Origin of the sequence: Microcoleus pseudofavosus SVA1_A4 (assembly GCF_036700565.1) — a bacterium.
In the GTDB taxonomy this organism is placed as follows: Bacteria; Cyanobacteriota; Cyanobacteriia; order Cyanobacteriales; family Microcoleaceae; genus Microcoleus.
In genome coordinates this window covers 1-24439 of record NZ_JAUBPE010000075.1, presented here as the reverse complement: position 1 = coordinate 24439, position 24439 = coordinate 1, and the positions used below count along the sequence as shown (strand labels likewise).

Genomic DNA, 24439 nt, shown 5'->3' with positions numbered 1-24439 from the left:
TCAATCCGAGTGCACCTTGACCAAACCAATGCAGAAAAGTCGCTCTGACTGGTTCAAAATTTTTAGCGAGAAATAACGAGGAAAAAAGAGGAAAAAACAGCACATTTTTTACTCATTACACCTCCTATTTCCTACTTTTAGCCTCATCTTAAGTATAAATGCTTATCACTTTTTGTAAATAATTGTTGCTTTTGGCGTGATTTTCTGTACTCCGACACCTCTTGAATCCTCCTCAATCCTCCTAATTAGTGCGCCAGTCGCATAGCAAGCCATGTCAAATAGACGTAAGAGGGGGGTAAAAATAATCAATTTATGGTTTTTATGGTTTTTGCAAGAGTGCCATAGGAATTCTTGGGAGTTGAAGTTAGCGATCGGTCACTTTCGACAGCCAAGGCTCGAAAGTCGGGCGGGGGCAGTTTGGACTTTGACGCTCGCTGTACACTCGCTCGCGTGAGTCGATATTGAAACCAGGAGCGAGCTAGTTGGTGTACAGGGCAGCCGTCTTTACGATGGAGTGGATCATCGCACGACGCATTCGAGTTGGTGCTGTTGAGTATCGGCGGAGGACGCCCAACGCGATCGCGCCTTGCCATCCTGTTTGCAAGCGAAGCAGCCGGCTGATGTCGATGATCGCGAGGAAATCGTTCGTCCGATAGCCAGCAAGAGCGCGATCGCCATGACACCTAGGATGCCCCATTCATCAGGGTGCATCGTTTTTATTTAAAAGTAATAAATAAGGTTTTGTACGGACAAAAACATTGCTTGCTACCGAGAGAGAACAGCCATAACCAGCCTCAACAGGCAAAGGCACGAACAGCACAAAAAAGCAGCAATTTGACCGAAAAAGTCAGGCATTTGCAGGATATTTTCAGGTAAATACAGGTAGAGTGCAGTCCCTGCAAATACCTGCAAATACCTGATTTTGTACTGCAAATACCTGATTTTGTACTGCAAATACCTGAATTTATACTGCAAATGCCTGACTTTTGGGCACACAAAAATTAGCTAATTTTTAGCGTTTTTAACAAAGACTGGATTGATTTAATAGTCAAGTTGTGGCTTGGTAAGTTGAATTAAAAATCAAATTTCCGAAGTGCGAAAAAATTGGCAGCGTAGCAGCCGTTATACCAGCCTTGACAGTCGCGTAAATTGCTGTTGTCGGGCCCGCCCTTTGCAATCGGCTAAACTGTTATTGTCCTAGAGAGCTTGAAAGTCGGGTAAAAATTTACCCCCTGACCACGCTCGCGACTTGATTTTTTAGGGAGTAACGGCGATAGCCGGATGCACCGCAATGTTCGCAAAAGCTGTATGTGCAGCGAAAGTCTAGACTTGGGTAGGTTTGGGTAAGTTTTTCAAAACGGAATCGAGCGGACAAGTGTTAACAACACCATTTCCCATCATCGCTGTTCCAATAGACGCCGCCTCCGATACGCCCGGAGATGGGAACCAAGCCCAAGTTTTGGTTTTACCACCCAGAACTCGGTCGCTGCCTGTACAAACAATCTCGCCCCAATACAAGCGAAGCTTGGGCAGAAAAGATAGCATCAGAACTGTGCGGGTTGCTCGGACTGCCCAGCGCTACCATTGAACTGGCAATCTGGAACAGCGCTTTCGGCACTGTTTCTCCATCCTTCGTGCCCTCGACAGGTACTCTGAGCCCCGGCAACGATATTTTAGCTCCCATAGTGCCAAACTATCCCCGATTTCAAGCCTTTAACGTGTCGCAACACACCCTCGATACAGTGCTGGACACCATCAGTAACAGCGCAGTGGAACAGCCCCTCAACTGGACGCCGCTTGGACGGTATCGCGACGGCAGCGGACACCTTTGTTGGATACCTAATGTTAGATGCTTGGATTGGCAACACAGATCGCCACCACGAAAACTGGGGATTTGTCGAAGTAAGAGCCTCGAAAACGCCCCAGGTGATAGCGCATCTTGCTCCCACCTACGACTACGCATCCAGCCTCGGTAGGGAACACTCCAAGCGACTCGAACGGCCGGGCGACAGTGCTATGGCTGCCTATGCAGCTAAGGGACTGCCAAATAAAAAACTCGTCCAAAATCAAGCAGTACTGTAAACAATATCGATAAACCACTTACCGAGATTGGGGAGGCTATCCCCAACAGGTTGAGACAGACGCTGAATCAGAGTTTCAACTTCAGCCATTTCCAGAGTAGTGAGCTTAACCCCTGTTTGATAAGTCAAGGTCACGAGTTTGACTATCGGATGTTTACCCTTCCAAGTCATCGTTTCAGCCAAATGCAGCACGGTGGTAATATCATCAAGGATATTACCGTTCCAGTGGTTTTCCAACACTCCCTTTCGTCCGCTCAACAGGATTGTATTTACTGTGGTAGGGCGGGTATTCGGCTAAACGCAGATTCAACTGTTGCTTACTGACAAACTCCACAAGACGTTTCATCAATTGAGTTCGTCGGGAATGGTTCTCTGGTCCGTTGTCTTGATTGAGTAGTAATGTGCGGATCTGAGTAAAACGGTGACGGTTACTCTCCCACCACGATTCTAAAATATCAACGATGAAGTCGCGGCGTCACCTTTGAGGTGGTGAAATATAAAAACAACTCATCTAACTGGGGCAAAAAAATTCCATAGTCCGTCAACTTGGCTTTTGGGGTGAAGTCGTGATCGCAGGCAAAAGTTGGCACCCGGTTCTTACCTCCAAAGGAGAAGGGACCAATTTTCACCGTGGCTTTGGCATCAAGTGAGAGTCGCAGAGTTGTCGGGTCATTATCAGCTTGCTGATTAACTTGACTCAAATACTCAAAGATGGCATCGGTTTCGGGAATTTTTTTTGAGGCTGAGTCTTCGCTACCAAAGCCGGGCGATATCCCAACTGATTCAACCGCTGACGGATGGTTTCGTTGCTGGGTAGTTCAGCTTCCTGGTAGTGCTTTTGCTCTACGAGTTGTTGCCTGACTTTGGCGGCACTGACTCGTGTATACAAACGAGTGCTTTTGAAGCTGGGGTCTGTCTGATGCAAGACTATCCACGATGGCTTTGATGTCTTCACGCTCGCTGAGGTAACTTGCTTTCCACTGGTTTACGGCCTCTGGCAAAAGAAGGCATCGATACAACGAGAGCCTTGTTTCTAGCTCTCGTTGTCCTTTTCTGATGGTATCTCGACACCATCCCAGTTCTGTTTGAGCTTGGCGTTGACCTCCTGTCCCTAATTCTTGGACTATCTAAGCCATAAATGTTCGCCGCTGTGTACCTTTGAGCGTTTTCGCTATTTGCCACAGACAAGCTTTGAGGGTTTCAGTTAGTTCTAGCACGTTGAGTTTTTTTGTGCGTTAGCCTTAATTCAGTTTACCCTCTCCGGGGACTGGAAGAGTTTATTTCTTGGATGTCCCTTAAAGAATTAGTATTAGTTCCTATTTATTATTTAATCCCCTTTTTATGTGTGACAGTTGTGGGTGCGGAATGTGGGCTATAAGAACTTGCCGGGTTAACAAAGCCAACCCGAAATCTGAACCCTAAAATTTTGTCTGTATTCCAGTTAAGTAGCGCGATCGCTTTCGCTATTCGTCGGTTGGACTGCCATCATGTAGATTGGCATATTTACTGCTGTTGTTGAGATACTACTTTGGGGGGCAGCAACTAAATTAGGCGCTGCCAAAGAAAATAATCCCCCAGCACTAGCTACTGAAGCAGTTGGATTTGTGGGTTGAACCGTTGTCATTTGCGTTGATTGAGATACAAGCGCCCCGCCAACGACCGCTGCGAAATATAATGGCACCACAGGAATTAACTGACCCGTTTCCTCTACTTTCGCTTCGCTGGAAACACAAATAATTTGGGTAAGGATTTCCCCGAATCCTCCCAAAGCATCTTTGTCAGTAAAACCCCGTCCACCCGTCTCTTGTGCTACACGGGCGAACTCAGCCGCCGTTTTATCTCGCCCCTTGCTCTTAGAGGTGCCAAAATAAGTATGGACGATCGCCCCGGCACTTTTGGCTTTTTCAATCGCCCGATTAGCTGCCTCGATATCCTCTTGTTCGGTATCGTCACCACCTTCAAGAGCTTCGTCACTTAAATAAAAAATCGCACGGGATGCACCATCTCGCCAATTAAAGTGTGTCGAGATATCCTCAATAGCTCTAGCTCCGTCCTCTTGCGCTCCGCCACCAGGAATCTCGCCGCGCTTGCGACCTCGTATTTCTGTTTCAGCAACTCCACAACTATTAATTAGATATGCCCGCAAAGTTTGCTGGAAATTGGTATTTTTCCAAGTTCCTTCCAGCCCAAACCACTCAACTCGCAAATCGCTCGGACAGCTTGAACTAGCATTTTTTATAGCAGCTTCTGCGGCATTGCTCAGGCCTTCAGCTTCGTCTTTCATGGAAACGCTAGTATCGATGACTATCACCAAGTCAACCGACTTATTTTGAGGAGTAGAACTCGTGCTTGACTGGGTGCTAGTTGCTGAGAAACCAACTAAATGCTGCGCTTGCACGAAGTAAACAGGGATAACGGGAACGAGTTGAGGAGTAGTATCTCTATTTCTAGTCGAGCAAATAACCGTTTTCAGAATCTCAGCAAAACCACCAATAGCATTTTGATTTCTAAAACCGTGTCCGCCTGTCTCTTGTGCTAGGCGGACGTACTCAGCCGCCGTTTTGTCTTGTCCTTGGCTTTTAGATTTTCCGAAATAAGTATGGACGACAACTCCAGCATTTCTAGCTTTTTCAATGGCGCGATTAGCTGCCGCGATATCCTCTTCTTCGGTATCGCCACCACCTTCTAAAGCTTCGTCACCTAAATAAAAAATGGAACGGGTTGCACCATCTCGCCAATTAAAGTGAGTGGAAATATCTTCGATAGCTCTAGCACCGTCCTCTTGTGCGCCGTTTGCAGGAACCTCGCCGCGCTTGCGACTTCGTAATTCTGTTTCATCGATTCCGCAAGTAGTAACTAGATATTCCCGTAAAACTTGCTGAAAGTTGGTATTGTCCCAAGTTCCTTCAATGCCAAACCACTCAATTCGTAAATCGCAGCGACAGCTAAAAGAAGCCTTTTTTATACCAGCTTCTGTGGCGTGGTTAAGAATGTCGATTTTGTCTTTCATTGAGGGGCTGGTGTCGATGACAATTACTACATCGACGAGGGTAGCCTCTTTTTCAGGGCGAGTGATTGCAGCCATGATTTTTTGTTCTCTAAATAAGTCTTTTTTAACTTTCTGAAAAATCTCACTTATTCGCTAAGACCAAATCCGACCCCGGCGGAATGGCTTCGGTTCTTTTTCTGAAGCTTTTTGATTTTTGAGCATTTCCTCCCACCAAAAGCCATTATTTTTAATTCCGGTGGCTAACAAATGTTGTTTGGCATCTTCAAGTTTATTGGCTGCTTCTGAGGCATTTATTGCTTGAGATTCCTGCCCCTCTGTAGCTGCTTCTTTTGGCTGGTTTTTCTCGGAATTTTTAGCCATAGTACGTAATTCTCCACTTTCTGTTAACTATTACTACTCATGCAGAACATTACAGACACCTGCATCCACTGGAAGACTTAACTTGTTGATAATTTCTGTAGGCAAATGCTGCTGGGTCGTTAAAGTTTGCTCCGTACAATAAATCCATGCGAATGCCGACTAAATCTTCTACTGAGCCGTGAATGACATCTACTGCCCGATAAGGATGGATAATATCGGGTCTTTTGACAGGGGGAGAAAGTTTGGGTAATCTCATTTTTCCTCTCTAAGCTAATCAGAATGCAAGTCAGTAGGTTGGGTTCAAAAAAGTAAAACTAAATACTTATTGAAACTTAGTTTTGGGTGAAGCCCAGCACAACGCAACCTACTCAAAAAGAAGCATTAATAAGGTGTAGACCAAGAACGTACATCGCCCAAGGTAACGGGAATGAGATCGCTTACATCTATAGTAAAGCGGTATACCCTCTTAGCACGGCGACTATTTTCTGGATCGAAAAATTTTAGTTTCACATCCCAACAATCGCCATCAGGGCGGCAGAAGGGACTTTTTTCTACTGTAATACTATCGAGTTCCATGCCTTCTGCCACAGCTTGGGCAAAGGTTGTGGCGGCTTGAAAAGCGTTGGTAGCGGCAAAATTTAGTGCTCTGTCTTGAGATGTGGTGCCTAAGTTTCGCAAGTCATAATAAATCCGGTTGAGGAAGCTGCTGAGGGTGCGACGGATGGCATCTTCTTGCGCGTCTGTGGCTGTAGCTCGTACAGTATTTATCGCGGCATTAACTAAGTTGTTGACTTTCCAGCCGTAGAGTCCGCGAATGTTGTAAAGTTCAATTACGGGAACGACTTGTCCGGAAAATAGCTTGACGCTGCGCCCGGGTAAAACGCCAGGGATGCTGACTCGTTCGACGTATTCTGCGTTATCTTCAGGTTGGATTTGTCCGGTAAGTAGTTGTTGCAATACCGCATAGGCATCTCTAGCAAAACCGCCTACTGGTTCAATGGCATAAATTGGAGTTAATTCTAAGTTCAGCGTCCAAATTAAAGCTTTAGCTTCGGAAAGAGTGTCTGCTAAATAATCTACCATCTGCCGCGCATCGTAGGGGTTGGCGGGGAGCGCTGTGTTGTCCATTGTAGCTCCTGGCATCAGTTGCTTAAAGGAGTCGCGCCTTGCTTCACTACCGAAATCATAACCGAGGGTTCCCAAAGCATAAACCAAGTTGGCATCGGCTAGCTCGCTTGGGGCTTGGCTGGCGGTAACGTAATTAGAGGCACGATTTGACATGGCAACCTGTCTTGGGGTAGAGGAACTTGTAAAAGAGGGTGGATTAAATGTAGGTATGGGTGCGGGAGTCGCAGCAACAACTTCGGCAGGTTCGGTTATCAAAACCTCTTCTGGGATTTGGCTATTAGGTAGCGCATCACTGGTTTGGGGGCTGCCACAGCCACAACCAGAGGCGGCAACTGTTTCTAATTCTTCTGACACGGTTTCTCCTATCAGGTATTGTAAAGCACCAGCAATATTTAATTTGCCAACTAAACAGCGATGGGTATCATCAATTTCGGTTGGCGAACAGGGTATGGCAGTCTCTAGTAAGGCTGTCCTGACTTTTTGGGGATTGGGTTTTTCTCCCCGTTGCAATTGCAGACTCAGAAGTAAGGCCGCAACTCCGCTGACGATGGGAGTAGCAAAGCTGGTGCCACTGAGTTGGATTGTACCGCCTCCTGGTTTGGCTCCTAAAATATTTTCTCCAGGGGCGAGGATGCCTTGGTTTTGGTAGGTTTCTCCCCAGTTGCTAAAGTCAATGGGTTTTCCTTGTTCGTCCATAGCACCGACTGCTAGCACAGTTGGCATGGCAGCGGGAACGTGCAAGCATTCGCAACTATCATTTCCGGCAGCAGCAACAATTAAAACATTATTTTCTTTGCACAGACTCACGGCTTTTTCCAGCCAACCTTCGGCTTCCCCAAAGTCGGTGAGTTGTCCGCCACTGATATTAATGATGTGCGCCCCAGCATTGATGGCTTGTTCAATGGCGCGGGATAAGTCGAGTTGCGATAACTTCAGTCGTTCATCTGCAAAGACGGGAACGATTAAGCCGCGACATTTGGGTGCAATGCCCTGCACGGGAGAACCGGGTTGACCAAAAATAATACTGGCAACGTGAGTACCGTGTGCGGACATGGAACCATTGGCGCTAGCTTCCCCTGCAACTAGGGTAGGCAGTCGCGTTAGGTCTGCCCCTGTAAAACAAGGGTGATTTTGGTCAACTACCCCATCTAGGACGGCAATGCAAATGGTGGAGTCGCCCTTAGTGCTTGCCCATAGTTGTTGTATTTCTGGGATTTGTTTGAGTTTGGGCATTTATTTAAAAAATGCTTGGGCAATCTAACTTCAAGATTTTACTAGGAGTGGCGATCGCTCTGGAATTTGTTTATAAAACTTCACCCATGTTTATAAAAGTTCACCCATTGGGTGATTGACTCAGACCCCTCGAGTCTTTTGGCACTTTTATCCAATTCTTGAATAAAACTTTCCCAATGGATTGTGCAATTATCCCTCTTTTGGCAGATGAATCACGCCAGCGTGGGAGACTTAAACCCAATGCTTGGGCAATCAAGTTGTCAAGAATAGACTAAGTGGCGATCGCACTAAAGGATGATCGCTCTCGGATTGTTATATAAAAGTTTAAAATCTACTCAATGTTGCGTTTTGGGTGGTATCTGAGCCGTTCACAAAAGTTAACTCAATAGAATCTTGACAAAACTCCTTAGTTTAATCAACAATTAACCATCAAACAAGTTCTCAGGAACTCAAATACCATGAAAAAAAGAAACCTAAAACCCACTCAAACCGCTCCCGTTGAACGTCCCCAAGCTGGTAGCACTTCCCGCGACCCGCTGGCTATGTTCGCCGCCGGCGGTGGTGTGGGGGCGTGTAAAATGCCTGGAATTGAATATGTGCCTTTTGCGGGCGACGACGCGGAGTAATCGCCCTAATTCTACCACTCACCTCAATTCATGTCAAAACTCTTTTCCCTCCTCATTTACCGCACGATTCGCCTGGATGAATTGAAGTACAACCCTTGTTAGTTCTTCGTTTGACCTGACCTGGCACGACGGCGGGAAACGGGTTTTTGACTACGGTGGGGTTACTGGTTGAACAACAACTGAAGAAGTAAAGCACAGAGGAAAAAACACCATGAAAAAAAGAAACTTGAAACCAAACCAAACCGCTCCCGTTGAACGTCCCCAAGCTGGTAGCACCTCCCGCGACCCTCTGGCTATGTTCGCCGCCGGGGGAGTTGGGACGAGCGTAGGGAGTTTTGGAGGATTGGGGGGGGGGAAATATGTTCCTTTTGCGGGCGACGACGCGGAATAATCGCCCTAATTCTAGCACTCACCTCAATTCATGTCAAAACTCTTTTTCCACCTCATTTACCGCACGATTCGCCTGGATGAATTGACACACAACCCTTGTCAGTTCTGCGTTTGACCTGACCTGGCACGGCGGGAAACGGGTTTTTGACTAGGGTGGGGTTACTGGTTGAACAACAACTGAAGAAGTAAAGCACAGAGGAAAAAACACCATGAAAAAAAGAAACTTGAAACCAAACCAAACCGCTCCCGTTGAACGTCCCCAAGCTGGTAGCACCTCCCGCGACCCGCTGGCTATGTTCGCCGCCGGGGGCGTGGTGGCGCAAAAAACAAACGGAATTTATCAAATTCCTTTTGCAGGCGACGACGCGGAGTAATCCCCCTAATTCTACCACTCACCTCAAATCATGTCAAAACTCTTTTCCCTCCTCATTTACCGCACGATTCGCCTGGATGAATTGACGTACAATCCTTGTCAGTTCGGGGTTTTCCGATACCTGGCACGGGGGGGAGGAAAAACGGGACTTGGACTTTTTGGGGTTACTGGTGGAACCTTTATTCTCAAGAAGAACCCCACCGAACAGCTTACTACCCCAGTGGCACTTGGTTGGGGTCTTCTCTTTGGGTTTGTACTTCTGGCAAAAGCCTTTATACTTCTTAGCGCATTCCTCCAGCGTATTACCCAAGCGCAAGAAAGCGGGATGCCATTGAGTTAACCCATCATTAGTTAATCTTTCATAGCTGCCATAGTTACTGAAATCGTAGAAAAAGCCGTAACGCATTTTCGCTGCTTTAGGATTACCATGAATGTAGCGCAAGGTATTTAACGCTCTTTCCTTATCTGATGGCGAAAACCCATCGCAGAAATACCGCTTCTCCCAAAAATGCCCCGTTCGTCTTAACATTCGGTTAAAGCACATAGCCGTGTACCAATTAAGAAAGTGCATAATTTTGGGTAAATCATCCGGTTGGGCAGGTTCGATGAGATAATGGACGTGATTGGACATGATACAAAGGGCGTAGAGTTTGAAAGTGTATTTGTTTAAAGCCTTTTTGATGACATACAGAAAAACATAACGACACTCGCGCTGTGATAGTTTAAATTCGCGATTATTGCAACGGGTAGTGATGTGGTAACAATAACCCGCTTGGAAATTACGAGCTTTTCTAGACATGAAAATTGATGATTACGATTATTATTGGCTTTCAGGACTGGATGCAGAGAGTTCCTGCGAATATGAAGATTTAACCCATCCCAGTATCACCCGTCACTGGCAAGCAACTCAACAATACGGGGAATTACTTGGTATTGCTGCTTCATTAGGAGACGAAATAGTAGGTTTAGCAATCGTAGAACTAGATACGCAATCTGGTAAAGCGGGAATTTTATCTTTATTCGTTGAACCAGAACATCGAGGTCAAGGCATTGGTACTCACCTGATTCAACAATTAGAAACTAAACTAATAGAAATGGGCTGTAAGCGAGTCCAATTGTCTTATCAAGCTACTGAGATCGCCCAAGTTGCATTAGAACCAATCCTACAACGCCAAGGTTGGAAACTCCCGAAAGTTTCGCTAATTTTAGTTAAAGCAGAAGCAGAAAGAATCCCTAAAATTCCTTGGGTTAAAAAATATCAACTGCCAAAAGATTTAGTGATTTTTTCTTGGCAGGAGTTGACAGAAGAAGAAAAGCAACAACTTCAGCAAGGACAAGAAGAAAAACCTTGGTATCAGCAAGGTTTGTCACCGTTTCTAGATGAGACAATTGTGGAACCAATCAACAGCTTGGGGTTGCGCTATCAAGGAGAGGTAGTTGGTTGGATGGTAACTCACCGTGTTGCACCTGACACGATTCGCTACACCTCTATGTTTGTGGAAAAAAGATGGCAGCGTTTGGGGCGAGGAATTGTGTTAATGGCAGAATCATTACAGCGTCAGTACGATCGCGCAATTCCCTATTATGCCTATGCTGTTAGTAGCCGCAATCCACTGATGTTGGAGTTTGTCGATCGCCATTGTCAACCCTACATGAGTTGGATAGCTGAGTCTAAGACTACCTATAAGCGTTTGGTTGAGTAGGAACGCTCGCCGCAAGGTTTGTACTTTTGGCAGAAAGTCGGAATATTTGTTATCATTTCCCTCAATAGCTGTACATCAAAAACTCAAGGTTTATCGTCGTAATCAAGTACAAGAATATTTAGTCTGGCGTATTTATGATAGGGAATTTGATTAGTTTAGGCTAAATGTTGGAGAATATATTAAAGTTCAACCTAATAGCAATTGCATAATTTATTCGCAAGGTTTTCCCCGGATTCTGGTTAGATAAAGACGCTTTATTAGCCGGAAACTTAGCGAAAGCTCTAGAAGTTTTGCAACTGGGTTTGGCAAGTGGCGAACATCAGGATTCGTGTGCGACAATTGGCTAAAAGCTATAAGCGCGATCGAAGCGCGAAAGGATCGCACTCATCATCAATTTTGGAGCGATCGGCTTACGCACGAGTAAACAAGTATTGCACTCAAAGATAAAATTGCCACAGCCTTCGTCCGGTGTTCCCTGTTTTGGTTCCCTTTTGTTACATTCTATGAATTCACCTTGACTTGAGAGTATCCCCTAATGAAAGATACTGGATAACCTGAATTCAAGGTAAAATCATGACCAAGAAAAACTTACGCCCCCAGCAAGTTGCTCCGGTGCAACGCGAAACCACCGCAAAATCTTCAGTTGGAGAAAAAGGAGCAAGCGCTAGCCATGTGAGCGCTTGGGACGGAGGGATGATTGGGAATCCTTTTGCGGGCGACGAGGCGGAGTAGTCAGCTTAATTTTATCACTCACCTCAACTCATGTCAAAAGTCTTTTTCCACCTCGTTTACCGCACGATTCGCCTGGATGAATTGACGCACAACATGAGTCAGTTCGGGGTTTTCCGTTACCTGGCACGGCGGCGAGGAAAAACGGGACTTCTTTTTGGGGTGGGTGGTTGAACCAGTGTTTGACCAGATGAACCCCAGCAAGTAGCCTACTACCCCAATGGCACTTGCTTGGAGTCTTCTCATAAAGCTAACATCAGGATGCGTGTGCGACAATTGGCTAAAAGCTAGAAGGGCGATCGAAGCGCGAAAGCGATCGCACTCATCATCAATTTTGGAGCGATTTGCTTACGCACGAGTAAACAAGTATTGCACTCAAAGAAAAAATTTCCACAGCCTCGTCCCGTGTTCCGTGTTTTGGTTCCCTTTTGTTACATTCTATGAATTCACCTTGACTTGAGAATATCCCCTAATGAAAGATACTGGATAACCTGAATTCAAGGTAAAATCATGACCAAGAAAAACTTACGCCCCCAGCAAGTTGCTCCGGTGCAACGCGAAACCACCGCAAAATCTTCAGTTGGAGAAAAAGGAGCAAGCGCCAATTGGAATGGGCACATGATAATACCAGAGGTACCGGGGTTCACGCGTGGGGTTCCTTTTGCGGGCGACGACGCGGAGTAGTCAGCTTAATTTTATCACTCACCTCAACTCATGTCAAAAGTCTTTTTCCACCTCATTTACCGCTCTATTAGCCTGGATGAATTGACGCACAACATGAGTCAGTTCGGGGTTTTCCGTTACCTGGCACGGCGGGGAGGAAAAACGGGACTTCTTTTTGGGGTGGGTGGTTGAACCAGTGTTTGTGACATGAACCCCGCTGAGTAGCTTACTACCCCAGTGGCACTTGGTTGGGTTCTTCTCTTTGGGTTTATACTTCTGGCAAAAACCTTTATACTTCCTGGCGCATTCGTCCAGCGTACTACCCAGTCGCAAGAAAGCCGGATGCCACTGAGTTAAGCCGTCATCGGTTAAACGCTCGTAACTGCCATAATTACTAAAATCGTAGAAAAAGCCGTGACGCATTTTCGCCGCTTTGGGATTACCATGAATGTAGCGCAAGGTGTTTAACGCGCGTTCTCTATCTGAAGCTGGAAAACCATCGCAGAAATACCGCTTCTCCCAAAAATGTCCTGTCCGCCTTAACATTCGGTTAAAACACATCGCCGTGTACCAATTAAGAAAGTGCATAATTTTGGGTAAGTCATTGGGTTGATCGGGTTCTATCAGATAATGGACGTGATTCGACATGATACAAAGGGCATAGAGTTTGAACTTGTATTTATCCAACGCTTTCTTAACTGCATAGAGAAACACTTCCCGACACTCGCGCCTAGCTAACTTAAACTCACGGTTGTTGCAACGGGTTGTGATATGGTAAGAATATCCAGCTTTTAAATTACGGCATTTTCTTGGCATGGGGAATTTTCAGCAATGATTACTTCGGATAATGTCTTAATAGGCAGTCAAAAAAATTTATATCACATCAATCAACACAAACAAGTTTTTGATATTGACTATCTCTATCCTCTAGATATTGTCGAGCAATTTGTACAAGAACAAGCAACAAATTGGGGATTGGAATGTTCTTGTAAGATTGAAAAAGAGCAGTTATATCCAATTCGTTTTAATATATTTAGCGAAAATTCAATCATTGAACAAAAAATTAATTCAGTATTGAACTTTTTCCAGAAAGTTGGAACCAAGGCAAATGTCAAATTAGATTATCAAATATTGAGAAAATTTTTAGGCAATAACTTTGATTTGAGCAAAGTGACTAAGATTGTTACAGGAGTAGATTTGCGTCCAGATTTTTCTAAGTCAAGGCTAAAGTTTTGGTTGTGGTTAGATAATTACCCAGAAAAGCTAGAAACAGCGATATCTCTATGCGGAGACCGGGAAGATTTACGAATGCTTTATATTAACAATTACTGGCTTGTTGGGTTTGACTTTTATCTCAATGGTCATACTACAATCGAACTTTACCCAATTATCAACTCAGAGCAATTAAAACAAAAAGAAGTTCACCAAAGGTTAGCTAAAGTTTTATCAGTGCCAGCGTTAGAAATATTAGATGCTTTTAGTACAATTTTGATTGGTTTTGCCCCAAGTAATCAGGACAGGCTGCTGTATGGATATCTTGTCAATCCTAACGAATTTATAAATAGTTTGCAGAACGATATGGCTAATAAAGTCCATGCCTATTACCGAAATCAATCAGTATTAAATACAATGATATGTCTAAGTGAACGAGAATTAGTTTATGGAAAAACAGAGAATTTGAACCTGTATTATCAGATGAGCAAAAGTAATTAGTTGTGAGCGGATGAATAATGATTACTTCAACTTATGTCCTGATTTTGTCATCGAATTGCGTTCTCGTACCGACTCCCTCACCCAACTGCAAGAAAAAATGCAGGAATACCTCTGAGCCTACCCGACTTGTTGTAAACTCAATCTGATTCTACCAATTCCATCCAAAATCCCCCAATGCCCGACCTCATCACCATCCCCGGAATCCCCCAACTCTGGAGGCGCACCCAAGGCGACTCCCGCATCAAAATTGCCATCCTCGACGGTGCAGCAGACTTAGAACGGGCTTGCTTTGTCGGCGCAAATATTACTCAGTTTAAACCTTATTGGTCAGAAGATATCGAACTAAAGGACGAATATTTTTATTACCTGAAATTAGCTACAGAATTTAACCAACAGCAAAAAGCTAAAAAAGAACAAGACCCAGACCACAATTCAGACGAAGCCAAAAAAGAAAGACAAGCCTTTTTTGCCCAGTTCCCCGAAGCTATTAGCCGACGCATCGACTTATCCAGTCACGCGACCCACATTGCCAGTACCATCTTAGGACAACACGGTTCACCCGTCCCCGGCATTGCCCCCCATTGCACAGCCATCAACATTCCCATTTCCTTCGCAGGCGATGACTTCATCTCCCCCATCAACCTCACCCACGCCATCAACGAAGCATTAAAAGCAGGCGCACACATCATCCACATTGCCGCCTGTCAACCCACCCAAACAGGCATATCCCACGATTTATTCGCCCGCGCCGTCAAACAATGCCAAGACAATAACATTTTAATAGTCGCTCCCGGTGGCAACGATAAAGGCGAATGTTGGTGCATTCCCGCCATTCTCCCCGGAGTCCTCACCGTCGGTGCAATCCGCGATGACGGACAACCGTTTAAATTTAGTAACTACGGTGGCGACTATCAAAATAAAGGCGTAATGGCAAACGGGGAAAACATCTTAGGCGCACTACCGGGAACTGACGAACCGATTCGCGAAAAAGGTACGAGTTGCGCTGCACCCATTGTCACGGGAATTTCGGCTTTATTGATGAGTATGCAATTGCAACGAGGGGAACAACCCAATGCCGAAGCAGTGCGTCAAGCTATTTTAAATAGTGCCATTCCTTGCGACCCGGAAGAAGTAGAAGAACCGGAACGCTGTTTAATGGGTAAATTAAATATTCCCGGTGCATTCCAATTACTAACCGGAGAACCCTTAATCACCATTCAACCTTCTAGCACAATTCACCCAGAAATCGATGGGGTAGATAATAGGGTAGTACCTGCGAACAACATTGCCCGCCTGAATTTCAATTCCCTGGCAGACTCTGACACAGTGCAACCATCCAATACAACCGTTGCCACCCTCACCCCCAGTGAACCCACCGATGGCATTACCCCCAGCGCCACCTCTAAATTTGTCTACGCCTTGGGAACCATCGGCTACGACTTTGGCAGCGAAGCCAGACGCGACACCTTTAAACAACTAATGCCCGCAATCGAAATTGACGGCACCATAATTCCCCCTAATCCTTATGATGCCGGTCAAATGGTCGATTATCTGTCACAAAACCCCAGTGAAGCCAAAGCCTTAATTTGGACGCTGAATCAAGAACTTAACCCCATTTACGCCTTAGAACCAAGACAGGGTTTTGCTGCCGATGTCTACGAAACATTAATCATGATATTAGCGGGGCAAATTGAACCGGAAGACAGTGATGATTTTGTCGAACGAGTCAGCATTCCCGCCAAAACAGCCGATAAAACCGTGCAGTTATTTTCGGGGCAAGAAGTTCCGGTCATTACTTTAATCAACACGCGGGGAATGTACGGTTGGAAATTAAACGGTTTAGTCGAAGCAGCTTTGCAAAGCGTGGTTCCCCAAGTACCGCAAGCTGATGAAATTGCAATGAGAACATCTCTCACCAGCTTCCTGAATCGAGTTTATTTTGACTTCCAAAATTTGGGGCAAACTTCTAAAGACAGGGCGTTGAACTTTTCTGTTACTAACGCTTTCCAAGCTGCTTCGAGCTTTGCCGAAGCTATTTCAAGAGGAATGCAACTCGATACGATTGAAGTAGAAAAAAGCCCGTTTTGTCGGATTAATAGCGATTGTTGGGATGTGATATTAAAGTTTTTCGATCCAGAAAATGGCGGTAGGGCTAAGAAAGTTTATCGGTTTACGGTTGATGTGAGCGACAGAATTCCTGTGACTATGGGTGAAGTTCGCTCTTGGTCTGTGCCAAAATAAATTTGTTGTCAATGACCAACGCCAGATTTCCTGCCTCTATAGAACCCATTTGATATCTAGGAAGCTAGCCTCTTAATTATCAACCTAATAAAACAAAGATTCATCTTGGCAGTTGCATTATCTAAGGTTCTATCGAAGTTTTTGATGAGAATTTTACACCTTTCCATCCAAGAATTGGAGCGCTCGATGACCACCTCGCTTTTACTGGCACAAATCCTGATTGTCCTCTTTCTTATTTTTGTTTTTTTGAGGGTTTTTCCGAGAGTTCAAACTTACAGCGGTTTCCGCTGTTATGAGGTACACTGGATGAGTGAATAGGAAAGTTTAGGGAGCGATGGCATCAAGCGAGGTAGCTAATGAGAAGAAAATTGACGTAAAGTGGACAGCAAACTGTAAATAAAAGCTAAGTTTTTAGTCATTATTATGCTCTTATTAAGAGCTAAAAGCTATCCAGCAGAGACTTAAAGACTAAATCACTTAAAATTTACTAAAAAGAGTGGATAATTTTGATTACCATTGCTATAATACTTTTTAGTAGGTAAAAGCTGATTAATTATAGCTAATCCTGCATCAAAAAAAGCAGGAACTACTATCCGAACTTAGCATTCATAACTTTTTCTAGAATTTCGACAATAACCTTGTCTGGCGAGCGTTGGCTTCTTCAACGCTTGACAGCCAATAACTGAATAAAATACCAATCTTGACAGGAGTTCGCTTGAGCTCTTTTTTTTGTGTTTATTTTTATGTCGAATTCAATTGAAAGTTTGTTCACCTAATCAAAAAGGAGCTTTCGACATGGCTAAACCCAAACACAAAAGTATGCGGAATCAGCCAGAGATGTACGACGAAACCAAACGACCTTTCACCCTTAGTCTGACGCCAACAGCCGTCAACATACTGGATTCTCTTGCCAAAATACACGGTATTTCTCGCTCAGAAGTTGTTGAGCAATTTGCTAGAAGACGGGAGCAGTTACCAGCTCATTCACCAACCCAAAGTAACCCTTAGTCCTCAACCCAAACTCTTTGACAATCCAGCCCTTTTTTAGCCTCGCTCATTGCACTATGAATTTTTTTATGACCAGAACCACACAACTGTATTTTGGCTATCAAGTACAAAAGCCAAAAGAGGCTACCTTACAAAGATTGTAGCCGTTTAGAGTGTTATCGCTGGGGCGGACTTTGTACCAAGCATCATTGAGGCGGAAGTTGTCAAGGCGGCGATCTGCTGCCCCAATCCAAGAGCGATTCAGTTGCTACGAAACCCAGTGGGCAGAGTTAGTTTTGCTGTTGGGGGAAAGCACGTACGGCGGCTTCATTATTAACATTAAATAGTTATCGATGCTGGCAACACTGGGAGCTGCATTACTGGGATTGCCCAGACGTAAGTTGCGGTTATTAATGGCGCTCGCTGAGTGGTTCTCTGGTGCTTGGTTTGGGTTGCTGCACCCTTTTGGTTTCTCAAGACCAATTTGAGGAAGCTGAGACGACGGTGAGGGCGCAGTTAGATTGCAGTAGCTAATCATCCCTACCAACTCTCTTGGCGATCGCCCCCCGTTGCCACAATTTCCTCACTATCAGTCGCTCCCATTCTCATGTCAATGCCAAGCTTACCAGCAGTCTGATATTTAATCGCAAGAATCCAGTAACCGCCAAACAGCGGGGAATTGTCTAGGTTTAGCTATTCAGATGTCCAAATATTCAGATGTTCAAACATTCAAATGTTTAGCTAGGCTTTCCCACCGGGGTCGAACTTTCGCTCGCGAGTTCGAGTGAAAACAGAGATGGGTTGTAACTCGCGAGGGCTCTCATGAGCCAGAGCAATCATCTCAAACGTTTAGACCGTTCATGCGGGACGACTCAAATAAGATTGGGAGCCGCACAGCGAGACTGTTTCTAGTTTTTAAGGGGGAAGACTTAAGTCAAATGCTTAAACATTCAAACATTCAAATGTTTAGATGTCTTTAGGATCGAACTGTTGGAGGTATTGGGCCACGGACTTTTCGACCAGCTCGCTCATTTCCTGACCTGACTGTGCTGCTGCGGATTTAAGTTGGCGGTGCAGAATTTTTGGCAGATAAACGGTAGTCCGGACAAAGTTGGGGTCTTTGCTTTTGGATAGCGCGGTGCTGGGAGAAAGGTCGGGTTCGCCGGGCTTGAGTTTCTTGGCCTTCAGTAAATCATCAAAGCGACTCATAGTATCTCCTTTCCAACAGCGGTGTAGCACCCCCAAGCAGCTTTAGCATAAGGGTCTTTGATAGCGTTTACAGGAACCCCGGCGAGAGCAGCTTTTTGAAATACCGCTAGCCTCCTTATATCAGATTTGAAAATGGGCAATCCCGCTTTTTCGATTGTTGCCCTAGATTCAGCCCCGACTTTACTCGGAGAGGGCGGGATGACCGTAAGCAGGATGCGGTAATTGGATTGCAGAGAATAGAGAGCTTCCACCATTTGCAGCATAGCGCTCAAGGCCATAGCATCGGGAGAGCTGGGCAGTATCAGCAAATCGCACCCTTCTGCTAGAGTTTTCAGGTCTTCTGGGGTTGGTCGAGCCGGGGTATCGATAACGATGTGTTCGTAATCCCTGGCATATCGCACGCCTTGCTTTTCATCGACCACTTTGAACGGGAGGGAACCGCGAGCAGCCCAATCTAAGGCACTGCGGTTGAGGTCGCCATCTACCAACAACGCGGGTGCTTTGGTCTGCAAGTAAGCCGCTAAGTGCAGCGCGGTGGTAGTCTTTCCAACTCCGCCTTTAAATGAGGCGATTGTCACGATCATAGGTAAGCGTGTTGAGTTCATCACCTAAATTTTACATTCTAAACATCTGAATGTCTAGATAATTGAATGTTTAGATGTTTTAGTTTTAGAAGAAGCGATCCATATTCTCTACGCTCAGGAGTGCAGCCAGAGCTATCGCATCGTTTGCCTAAATCTTCAGGAAGTACCGTGCCCTGCGATTATTTGCCCTGCTGCCCTGGGTATTTGTTTATGACAGCGTTCTGTACCTCCTTGTCAGTGAATGCGCGCCTATTTCTAGCCAGACAGGCAACAGAGGGGAGCAAAAGGATAAGAAATAAGTTCGCTGTCGTACTCCTACTCTATGCAGGGTTTATCGGTAAGCCCTATTGACCTTACTGGGTTGTAGCCCAACATTTGGTAATAGAACCCCTGCTGGGTAAGGAGTGCGGCGTGACTGCCAGATTCGACAATCTTGCCCGACTGCATCACAAAAATCAGATCGCAGCCTACCGCAGTTGCGAGTCGGTGCGTGACCAAGATGATGGTTCTTTTGCGGCGCAGACGTTGCAGAGTCTCTATCACCAACTGCTCGTGCTTCAAGTCCAGCGCATTCGTGGGTTCGTCGAGGATAAGTATGGGAGCCTTAGTGACGAGCGCTCGCGCGATAGCTAGGCGCTGTCGCTGTCCGCCCGATAGGTTTTGACCGCCCTCAGCGATTAAAGTATCATACTGCTCCGGCAAGGTTTCGATGAACTCGGCTGCCCCAGATTCAACCGCCGCCTCCCGAATATCCCAGAGCAGAGCATCCGGGCGACCGTAAGCGATATTCTCGGCGATCGTTCCGGGGAAAAGCGGGCTGCCTTGCGAGACGAGCGCTATATGTTTGCGGACATCGGCAAGTTTAAGGGTGCGGAGGTCAACGCCGTCGAGGAGGACGCTGCCCGATGTCGGGTCGTAGAAGCGCGGCAAAAGATTGAGCAGCGTACTCTTTCCCGTCCCGCTAGGGCCCAAAAACGCCACCATCTGACCGGGCTCGATAGTAGCGCTGATGTTCCGCAAGACGGGTTGCCCAGCGTTGTACTCGAAGCTCACATTGGAAAATGCTAGCGTGCGGGGATAGACGGGAAGCGATTGCGCGTCAGGCGCGTCTTGTATGGCGGGCGGCTCGTCAATGACCGCAAAGACGCGATCGCATGAAGCTACAAACGTCTGGATCTTGGTTGTGAACCCCAACACCCAACCTATCGGGTCCCAGAACTGTCCCAGGTACGCCATGAATACGAGCAGATCGCCGATGGTTACGCCGTTGGATACCGGACGCAAGAACTGGTCGCGATAAACTAGGTATCCGCCGTAGCCTAAGATTACCCCGCTTCCCAGAGCGAAGACTACCTGAACCGCTAGCGGATAGAGGTTTTCTTGCCAATTGAGTCGCATGGAAGCCTTGACGCTGCGTTCGACCGCCTGCCCGAAGCGCCGCGACTCCTTTGCTTCTCGACCGAAGGACTGGATTAGCCCGATCGACTCTATAGCTTGCTGCATGGTTGAGGTCATCACCGCATCGGTCTGCTTCGACTCCAACGCTCGACTCCTAATTCTTCCCTCGAAGTACCAATTCGCCAGTATTAGAAGCGGAGTGAACGAAAGTCCAAACACGGTGAGAAGGACGTGGCGCGACAGCATGATCCAGAGCATCGCCGTCAGCGTCACCGATGCGGCCGTGGAGCCGATGAGCGTATCGATTACCCCCCAGGGGCCGAGACTGTCGTAGCTCAACCGATAGATTGTGTCACCTTGCGAGCGCTCGCCGTGCCAGCCGAGACTCAGCGCTTGCATTTTGTCGTAGAGTTCGGTGCGAACCAGCAAAGTTCCGTTGTACTGGATGCGGTAGTTCAACATCTTGCGGAGCATGAAGACGGTATCGCTCAGGATTCTAATAATCATCGCGACGAACGCCATTCCGAAAATTCGGTTCAGCGTACTTTCACCGAACGGAGCAAGAAACAGTGTATGAATCCAGTTGGATTTAGGAGTTGGTGACAAAACCGTATCGACTAGAATCGCCATCGGCCAGGCATTGAGAAGGTTGAAAAGCACCGATGCTCCGATCAAAAGCAAGAGCGTGACGATGAGCCATAAATCTTGGCGAAAGTAGGAAATAGAGCGCAGGACGATCCGCACCAACCAATGTTGGTTAATTAACGGCATCACCAATTTTGGTGAATTCTTCTGGCCCTTCAAACGTGCTTTGAATGGAAAATTCATGATGTGCTAGATGCCTCTAAATAAGACAATGCACCAATTAGGAAGTTTCACCCCAGTCAGAGAAGTCAGAAATTAACTTTTGGTTTTCACCCCTGTTGTCAAGCAGGGCAGATGGAATGTGAGATTATTCGACTGGTGCAAGATTGAAGTATAGTTTCGTTGTTTAAGGGTAGCTAAATAGAAAGCGAGAGCGCTTTGCCTCCTGGTGTGATGCGAAGCGCGTTGCTTTCCCGAAAGCGGTCACACAGTTGAAATAGTCTCAACTTTTCTAGCGGAACTTGCCCAAAACGGTCGATCGTATCCCAGCAAAAACCCCATCAGTCGGGCCATAAGGCTAATGCCTTCGCCCAATAGATGACTACAATATTATAGGAAATCTTCAGTAAATCCAAAGTTCTCTACGTTGCAAAGGAGCCGGCATCGTCAGCTTGTCGAAACTAACTGAAACCCGACGCAATTTAGGCTAGACTCGATTTTTAGCGATTGTCGATAAATTTGTTATTAACGTCCGAAAACTGGGAACTGGAAAACTCTCAGAAGTACATTTTGTTGAAGCTTTCCGTTTTGCTGGAGTGGATGGCTTAACCGGAACAACCACCGACCCCGAATCAGAAGCATTCAACCGCTCCTCATCCTCGAACAACGACGGCGCACGGTAATCGTTGACACATATTCCCTTCTAAGTAATAAGCTAACACATAAAAACAAACATACAAGTACCACCGGACGTTGTATCGTTAGCAACAACACTCACGGCATCACTATAGCGGAACCACTACCCACACCACCACCAGTGGAAGCTGCATTGCCCACCGCAACACCACCTGGGCCGGAAGCATCAGCACCACACCCCGTACCCGTTCAATCAAAGGAGCCTAGTTTAATGAACAAACTGCAAGCACCCGATAAAGAAGCCACGGTCAGGTTTACTGTGGATATGTCCGAAACTCTGCACCGCAAACTGTCGGTGTTAGCCGCAAAGACGGGGCGCAAGAAAGTAGATATCGTGCGGATGTTACTGGAGGATGGATTGAAGGAAGTGGACGGGTAAAGCGATCATTCTAGCCCGCTTCAAGGTAGCGAAGAAGTTCTCTAAACCATCAAAATCTCGTAGCGGGCTAGCGACATAGTGGCTGGCCCACGAACCGTCCGGCCAATCAGGGATTGAACCCTGCATACCAAAGCACAGAAAATAAGTTAGTTTTTATGAAAGAGCGTGCATCCCAATTCAGCCCCTAATCGCATTGATATGAATTTGCTCTGTAGTAACATTCATTAATAGTTATGCAGGATGTATAAGGACTGATTCATAGTCCAATATGGGAACGCATTGAAGTAGTAAATTAATGAAATATTCGTTAAATTAGGAAAAGGAACTTTCAACCTAAAATCATGGGACAATTCGATTACCTGCGCGACCAGATATCGAACAATATCTGGATAGACAAAGAAATCTTACAAATATCCGAAGCAGTTACAACAGCCCTAAACGAGGGTCGAGAATGGTACTTTAGCCTGCCTCACATTCAATTTATCGCGGCAAACCCAGTGATGGGAGGGGTTAAGGATTTACTGACCGCCTCCCAAGATTTAGGAGAGACGGTTGTTGATTGCAATCTCGTGTTTCTAGAAACGGTTTACGGCATCAACAAAGCTTTTAACAGCAAAGTTCACAAAGACCTAGCCGGTAAAGCTCAAACCGAGCTAGCCAAACTTGCCGCTAACAGCACGGAAAAAGCGATTTACGAAGCCTCGGTTATGGCGCACAACGAATCGCTCAACTTGCCCGAACTTTCCGTAAAAGTAGCCGCTATCGAAGCCGAAATCGCCGCCATTCAACAGCAAGGAGCAACAGCCGCCGAGCAAATAGAGCGGTGGAAGAACGGCGCTACCGCCAAGCTAGAAGAACTAAAGAATGAGCTATTAACCTTAATTGAAGGACTCCAAGGCAATCCCAGACGCAATGCCCGCGCCCGGCTCAGAATAGTTGAAGCCGGGATAGAAGCCATGCAAACCGGGAATATTCCTACAATTATCGCGCTGAATCCTTATGAAATTACCTCACAGTTCGACCTCTCCATAAATTCCACATTTCGGAGAGCGCCAGTTGTTAATAATGCCATAGTTCCTATCGCAGCCGGCGGTGCCGCAACAGTAGCGGGAGCCGCAACTGTACTCACTGGAATTGCAGGATGGCTGTTGAGCAGTTTCTTTCTCAAAGCGGCGAGCATCCCAGCTACACTGCTGCCAGCGCTAACGAATACGGTAGTGTCGATTGTGCTGAAAGTAATGGGTAGCGCTGGCGCTGATGCAGCGAGGTATTTAGCAGCTTCCGCCCTGAAGGCAGGGCAATCCTTGCTACCCAAACTCTTTGGTGCAACAGGAATGCAAGCGAGCGGGTGGGCTTACCTCATGGCTTGGGCAACACCGATAATCGGAGCAGCCGCAATCATTATCCAAGCGATGCGAAATAAGCTTTCATTAGCGGATATGCTTTATACTTTTGCCGAGCTAAGGGATGTACCCGGCAAGTTTAACTTGACACAGGCGCACGTGATTGACACCAACCGGGTGGAAATATTAGAAGAGTTTAAAACTTGCGCTAAAGACTTGCTATCCGAAGCTCGATTACCGATTGAACGCATTATCGGAGTCGGTATAGACCGCAAAAAAGAATATGCGGTTTGTTACATCTTGAGCGACCCCGACTCTCCTGTTCAAGTTTCGGGAAAAGAGGCAATTGCAGCAGCGCTAGGGGCCGATAAAATTGCGAGAATAGCATCAGGAAAATTTGGCTTTTTTGATTTGGAATAATTACTGGCATGAGTACCGATTATAAACTTACTTATTCTTGGCTGGATGAAAGTGTAGCAATGGTTTCCACAATTGCTGCTGTCGGGGCGACAAGTCGCTTATAACGCTGATAGAATAAGCCTCATAGCTCTTATTCCTTGTTGATAATTGGGTAGTTTATGTGGAGACAAAGACATTAATTCAACAACAACCTGCCAATTACTAAACATCGAATCGACCCATGATTCACCCCAAAGTCCAATATAAAAAGTGCTATGACGTGCATATTTTCTATAATTTTCTGTTTTTCTACTTAGGGCTTGCTGAATCAGTGAGAAAAGTAAACAGTGTATGGGTTTTCCGACCAAAAAAGTAGTAAGGGTGCAAGAA

The 24439-nt window shown here is 46.1% G+C and carries 24 protein-coding genes and 3 pseudogenes; 13 read left to right on the top strand and 14 right to left on the bottom strand.

Features of this window, described 5'->3' with window-relative positions:
* Positions 1 to 478 precede the first annotated feature (478 nt).
* Together QUA02_RS26115 and QUA02_RS26110 are read right to left on the bottom strand one after the other, a co-directional pair.
* Positions 479 to 697 carry a hypothetical protein gene (locus tag QUA02_RS26115; RefSeq protein WP_333032076.1) on the bottom strand — a complete coding sequence of 73 codons (219 nt, stop codon included), beginning with the start codon at positions 695 to 697 and terminating at the stop codon, positions 479 to 481.
* 768 nt (positions 698 to 1465) lie between these two features.
* Positions 1466 to 1684, bottom strand: a complete 219-nt coding sequence (locus tag QUA02_RS26110; RefSeq protein WP_333032075.1) for a hypothetical protein — start codon at positions 1682 to 1684, stop codon at positions 1466 to 1468.
* Positions 1685 to 1842: 158 nt separating this feature from the next.
* Between QUA02_RS26110 and QUA02_RS26105 the strand changes: the two genes are divergently transcribed.
* Positions 1843 to 2082, top strand: a complete 240-nt coding sequence (locus tag QUA02_RS26105; RefSeq protein WP_333032074.1) for a HipA domain-containing protein — start codon at positions 1843 to 1845, stop codon at positions 2080 to 2082.
* On the opposite strand, the pseudogene QUA02_RS26100 reads toward QUA02_RS26105, so the two are convergent.
* The 5 genes and pseudogenes from QUA02_RS26100 to QUA02_RS26080 form a co-directional block, all read right to left on the bottom strand.
* Positions 2067 to 3298, bottom strand: a pseudogene (locus tag QUA02_RS26100) (ISAzo13 family transposase). The gene QUA02_RS26105 and the pseudogene QUA02_RS26100 sit on opposite strands and share 16 nt — an antisense overlap.
* 224 nt (positions 3299 to 3522) lie before the next feature.
* Positions 3523 to 5166, bottom strand: a complete 1644-nt coding sequence (locus QUA02_RS26095; RefSeq protein ID WP_333032073.1) for a hypothetical protein — start codon at positions 5164 to 5166, stop codon at positions 3523 to 3525.
* Between the two features lie 57 nt (positions 5167 to 5223).
* Positions 5224 to 5451, bottom strand: a complete 228-nt coding sequence (locus QUA02_RS26090) for a cyanobactin biosynthesis PatC/TenC/TruC family protein (protein ID WP_333032072.1) — start codon at positions 5449 to 5451, stop codon at positions 5224 to 5226.
* A gap of 49 nt (positions 5452 to 5500) precedes the next feature.
* A complete protein-coding gene (locus tag QUA02_RS26085; RefSeq protein ID WP_333032071.1) occupies positions 5501 to 5707 on the bottom strand; it encodes a cyanobactin biosynthesis system PatB/AcyB/McaB family protein in 207 nt (68 codons plus the stop codon).
* 125 nt (positions 5708 to 5832) lie between these two features.
* Positions 5833 to 7812, bottom strand: coding sequence for a S8 family peptidase (locus tag QUA02_RS26080; RefSeq protein WP_333032070.1), 1980 nt, complete (start codon positions 7810 to 7812; stop codon positions 5833 to 5835).
* 458 nt (positions 7813 to 8270) lie between these two features.
* Here QUA02_RS26080 and QUA02_RS26075 point away from each other — a divergent pair, with 458 nt between their 5' ends.
* The 3 genes from QUA02_RS26075 to QUA02_RS26065 all read left to right on the top strand — a co-directional run bounded on the left by QUA02_RS26075 (position 8271) and on the right by QUA02_RS26065 (position 9202).
* Positions 8271 to 8438, top strand: coding sequence for an anacyclamide/piricyclamide family prenylated cyclic peptide (locus QUA02_RS26075; RefSeq protein WP_333032068.1), 168 nt, complete (start codon positions 8271 to 8273; stop codon positions 8436 to 8438).
* Positions 8439 to 8649: 211 nt separating this feature from the next.
* Positions 8650 to 8829 (top strand): anacyclamide/piricyclamide family prenylated cyclic peptide, encoded by a 180-nt coding sequence (locus tag QUA02_RS26070; protein WP_333032067.1) that lies wholly within the window; start codon positions 8650 to 8652, stop codon positions 8827 to 8829.
* 208 nt (positions 8830 to 9037) lie between these two features.
* A complete protein-coding gene (locus tag QUA02_RS26065) occupies positions 9038 to 9202 on the top strand; it encodes an anacyclamide/piricyclamide family prenylated cyclic peptide (protein WP_333032064.1) in 165 nt (54 codons plus the stop codon).
* A gap of 33 nt (positions 9203 to 9235) precedes the next feature.
* On the opposite strand, the gene QUA02_RS26060 is transcribed toward QUA02_RS26065, so the two are convergent.
* Complete coding sequence (locus QUA02_RS26060; RefSeq protein ID WP_333032063.1) at positions 9236 to 10000, bottom strand: transposase; 765 nt, start codon at positions 9998 to 10000, stop codon at positions 9236 to 9238.
* Between QUA02_RS26060 and QUA02_RS26055 the strand changes: the two genes are divergently transcribed.
* Positions 9999 to 10904: a GNAT family N-acetyltransferase gene (locus tag QUA02_RS26055; protein ID WP_333032061.1), complete on the top strand. Its 906-nt coding sequence runs from the start codon at positions 9999 to 10001 to the stop codon at positions 10902 to 10904. The genes QUA02_RS26060 and QUA02_RS26055 overlap by 2 nt on opposite strands.
* Before the next feature lie 573 nt (positions 10905 to 11477).
* On the top strand, positions 11478 to 11636 hold the full coding sequence (locus QUA02_RS26050; protein ID WP_333032060.1) for an anacyclamide/piricyclamide family prenylated cyclic peptide: 159 nt from the start codon (positions 11478 to 11480) through the stop codon (positions 11634 to 11636).
* A 33-nt stretch (positions 11637 to 11669) separates the two neighbouring features.
* Here QUA02_RS26050 and QUA02_RS26045 read toward each other — a convergent pair whose 3' ends face one another.
* Positions 11670 to 11879: a hypothetical protein gene (locus tag QUA02_RS26045; RefSeq protein ID WP_333032058.1), complete on the bottom strand. Its 210-nt coding sequence runs from the start codon at positions 11877 to 11879 to the stop codon at positions 11670 to 11672.
* Positions 11880 to 12143: 264 nt separating this feature from the next.
* Between QUA02_RS26045 and QUA02_RS26040 the strand changes: the two genes are divergently transcribed.
* On the top strand, positions 12144 to 12317 hold the full coding sequence (locus QUA02_RS26040) for an anacyclamide/piricyclamide family prenylated cyclic peptide (RefSeq protein ID WP_333032057.1): 174 nt from the start codon (positions 12144 to 12146) through the stop codon (positions 12315 to 12317).
* Between the two features lie 33 nt (positions 12318 to 12350).
* Here the strand turns inward: QUA02_RS26040 and QUA02_RS26035 are convergent, their stop codons facing one another.
* A complete protein-coding gene (locus QUA02_RS26035; RefSeq protein WP_333032055.1) occupies positions 12351 to 13112 on the bottom strand; it encodes a transposase in 762 nt (253 codons plus the stop codon).
* 15 nt (positions 13113 to 13127) lie between these two features.
* Between QUA02_RS26035 and QUA02_RS26030 the strand changes: the two genes are divergently transcribed.
* The 4 genes and pseudogenes from QUA02_RS26030 to QUA02_RS26015 all read left to right on the top strand — a co-directional run bounded on the left by QUA02_RS26030 (position 13128) and on the right by QUA02_RS26015 (position 17258).
* Positions 13128 to 14009, top strand: a complete 882-nt coding sequence (locus QUA02_RS26030; RefSeq protein ID WP_333032053.1) for a LynF/TruF/PatF family peptide O-prenyltransferase — start codon at positions 13128 to 13130, stop codon at positions 14007 to 14009.
* Between the two features lie 22 nt (positions 14010 to 14031).
* Positions 14032 to 14121: pseudogene (locus QUA02_RS26025) on the top strand (Uma2 family endonuclease); the annotation flags it as partial.
* A gap of 62 nt (positions 14122 to 14183) precedes the next feature.
* Positions 14184 to 16250 (top strand): S8 family peptidase, encoded by a 2067-nt coding sequence (locus QUA02_RS26020; RefSeq protein WP_333032052.1) that lies wholly within the window; start codon positions 14184 to 14186, stop codon positions 16248 to 16250.
* A gap of 795 nt (positions 16251 to 17045) precedes the next feature.
* Positions 17046 to 17258 carry a hypothetical protein gene (locus tag QUA02_RS26015; RefSeq protein WP_333032050.1) on the top strand — a complete coding sequence of 71 codons (213 nt, stop codon included), beginning with the start codon at positions 17046 to 17048 and terminating at the stop codon, positions 17256 to 17258.
* A gap of 945 nt (positions 17259 to 18203) precedes the next feature.
* Here QUA02_RS26015 and QUA02_RS26010 read toward each other — a convergent pair.
* The 3 genes from QUA02_RS26010 to QUA02_RS26000 form a co-directional block, all read right to left on the bottom strand.
* A complete protein-coding gene (locus QUA02_RS26010) occupies positions 18204 to 18446 on the bottom strand; it encodes a ribbon-helix-helix domain-containing protein (RefSeq protein WP_333032048.1) in 243 nt (80 codons plus the stop codon).
* On the bottom strand, positions 18443 to 19030 hold the full coding sequence (locus tag QUA02_RS26005; RefSeq protein WP_333032044.1) for a nucleotide-binding protein: 588 nt from the start codon (positions 19028 to 19030) through the stop codon (positions 18443 to 18445). The genes QUA02_RS26010 and QUA02_RS26005 overlap by 4 nt, the downstream gene beginning before the upstream one ends.
* Before the next feature lie 315 nt (positions 19031 to 19345).
* The gene (locus QUA02_RS26000) at positions 19346 to 21256 is read right to left on the bottom strand and encodes an ABC transporter ATP-binding protein (protein WP_333032042.1); all 1911 of its coding nucleotides are present in this window, start codon (positions 21254 to 21256) and stop codon (positions 19346 to 19348) included.
* An 883-nt stretch (positions 21257 to 22139) separates the two neighbouring features.
* Between QUA02_RS26000 and QUA02_RS25995 the strand changes: the two genes are divergently transcribed.
* Both QUA02_RS25995 and QUA02_RS25990 read left to right on the top strand, forming a co-directional pair.
* Positions 22140 to 22307 (top strand): YlcI/YnfO family protein, encoded by a 168-nt coding sequence (locus QUA02_RS25995; RefSeq protein WP_333032041.1) that lies wholly within the window; start codon positions 22140 to 22142, stop codon positions 22305 to 22307.
* 341 nt (positions 22308 to 22648) lie between these two features.
* Complete coding sequence (locus QUA02_RS25990) at positions 22649 to 24070, top strand: hypothetical protein (protein ID WP_333032038.1); 1422 nt, start codon at positions 22649 to 22651, stop codon at positions 24068 to 24070.
* A 98-nt stretch (positions 24071 to 24168) separates the two neighbouring features.
* Here the strand turns inward: QUA02_RS25990 and QUA02_RS25985 are convergent.
* Positions 24169 to 24439, bottom strand: a pseudogene (locus QUA02_RS25985) (hypothetical protein); the annotation flags it as partial.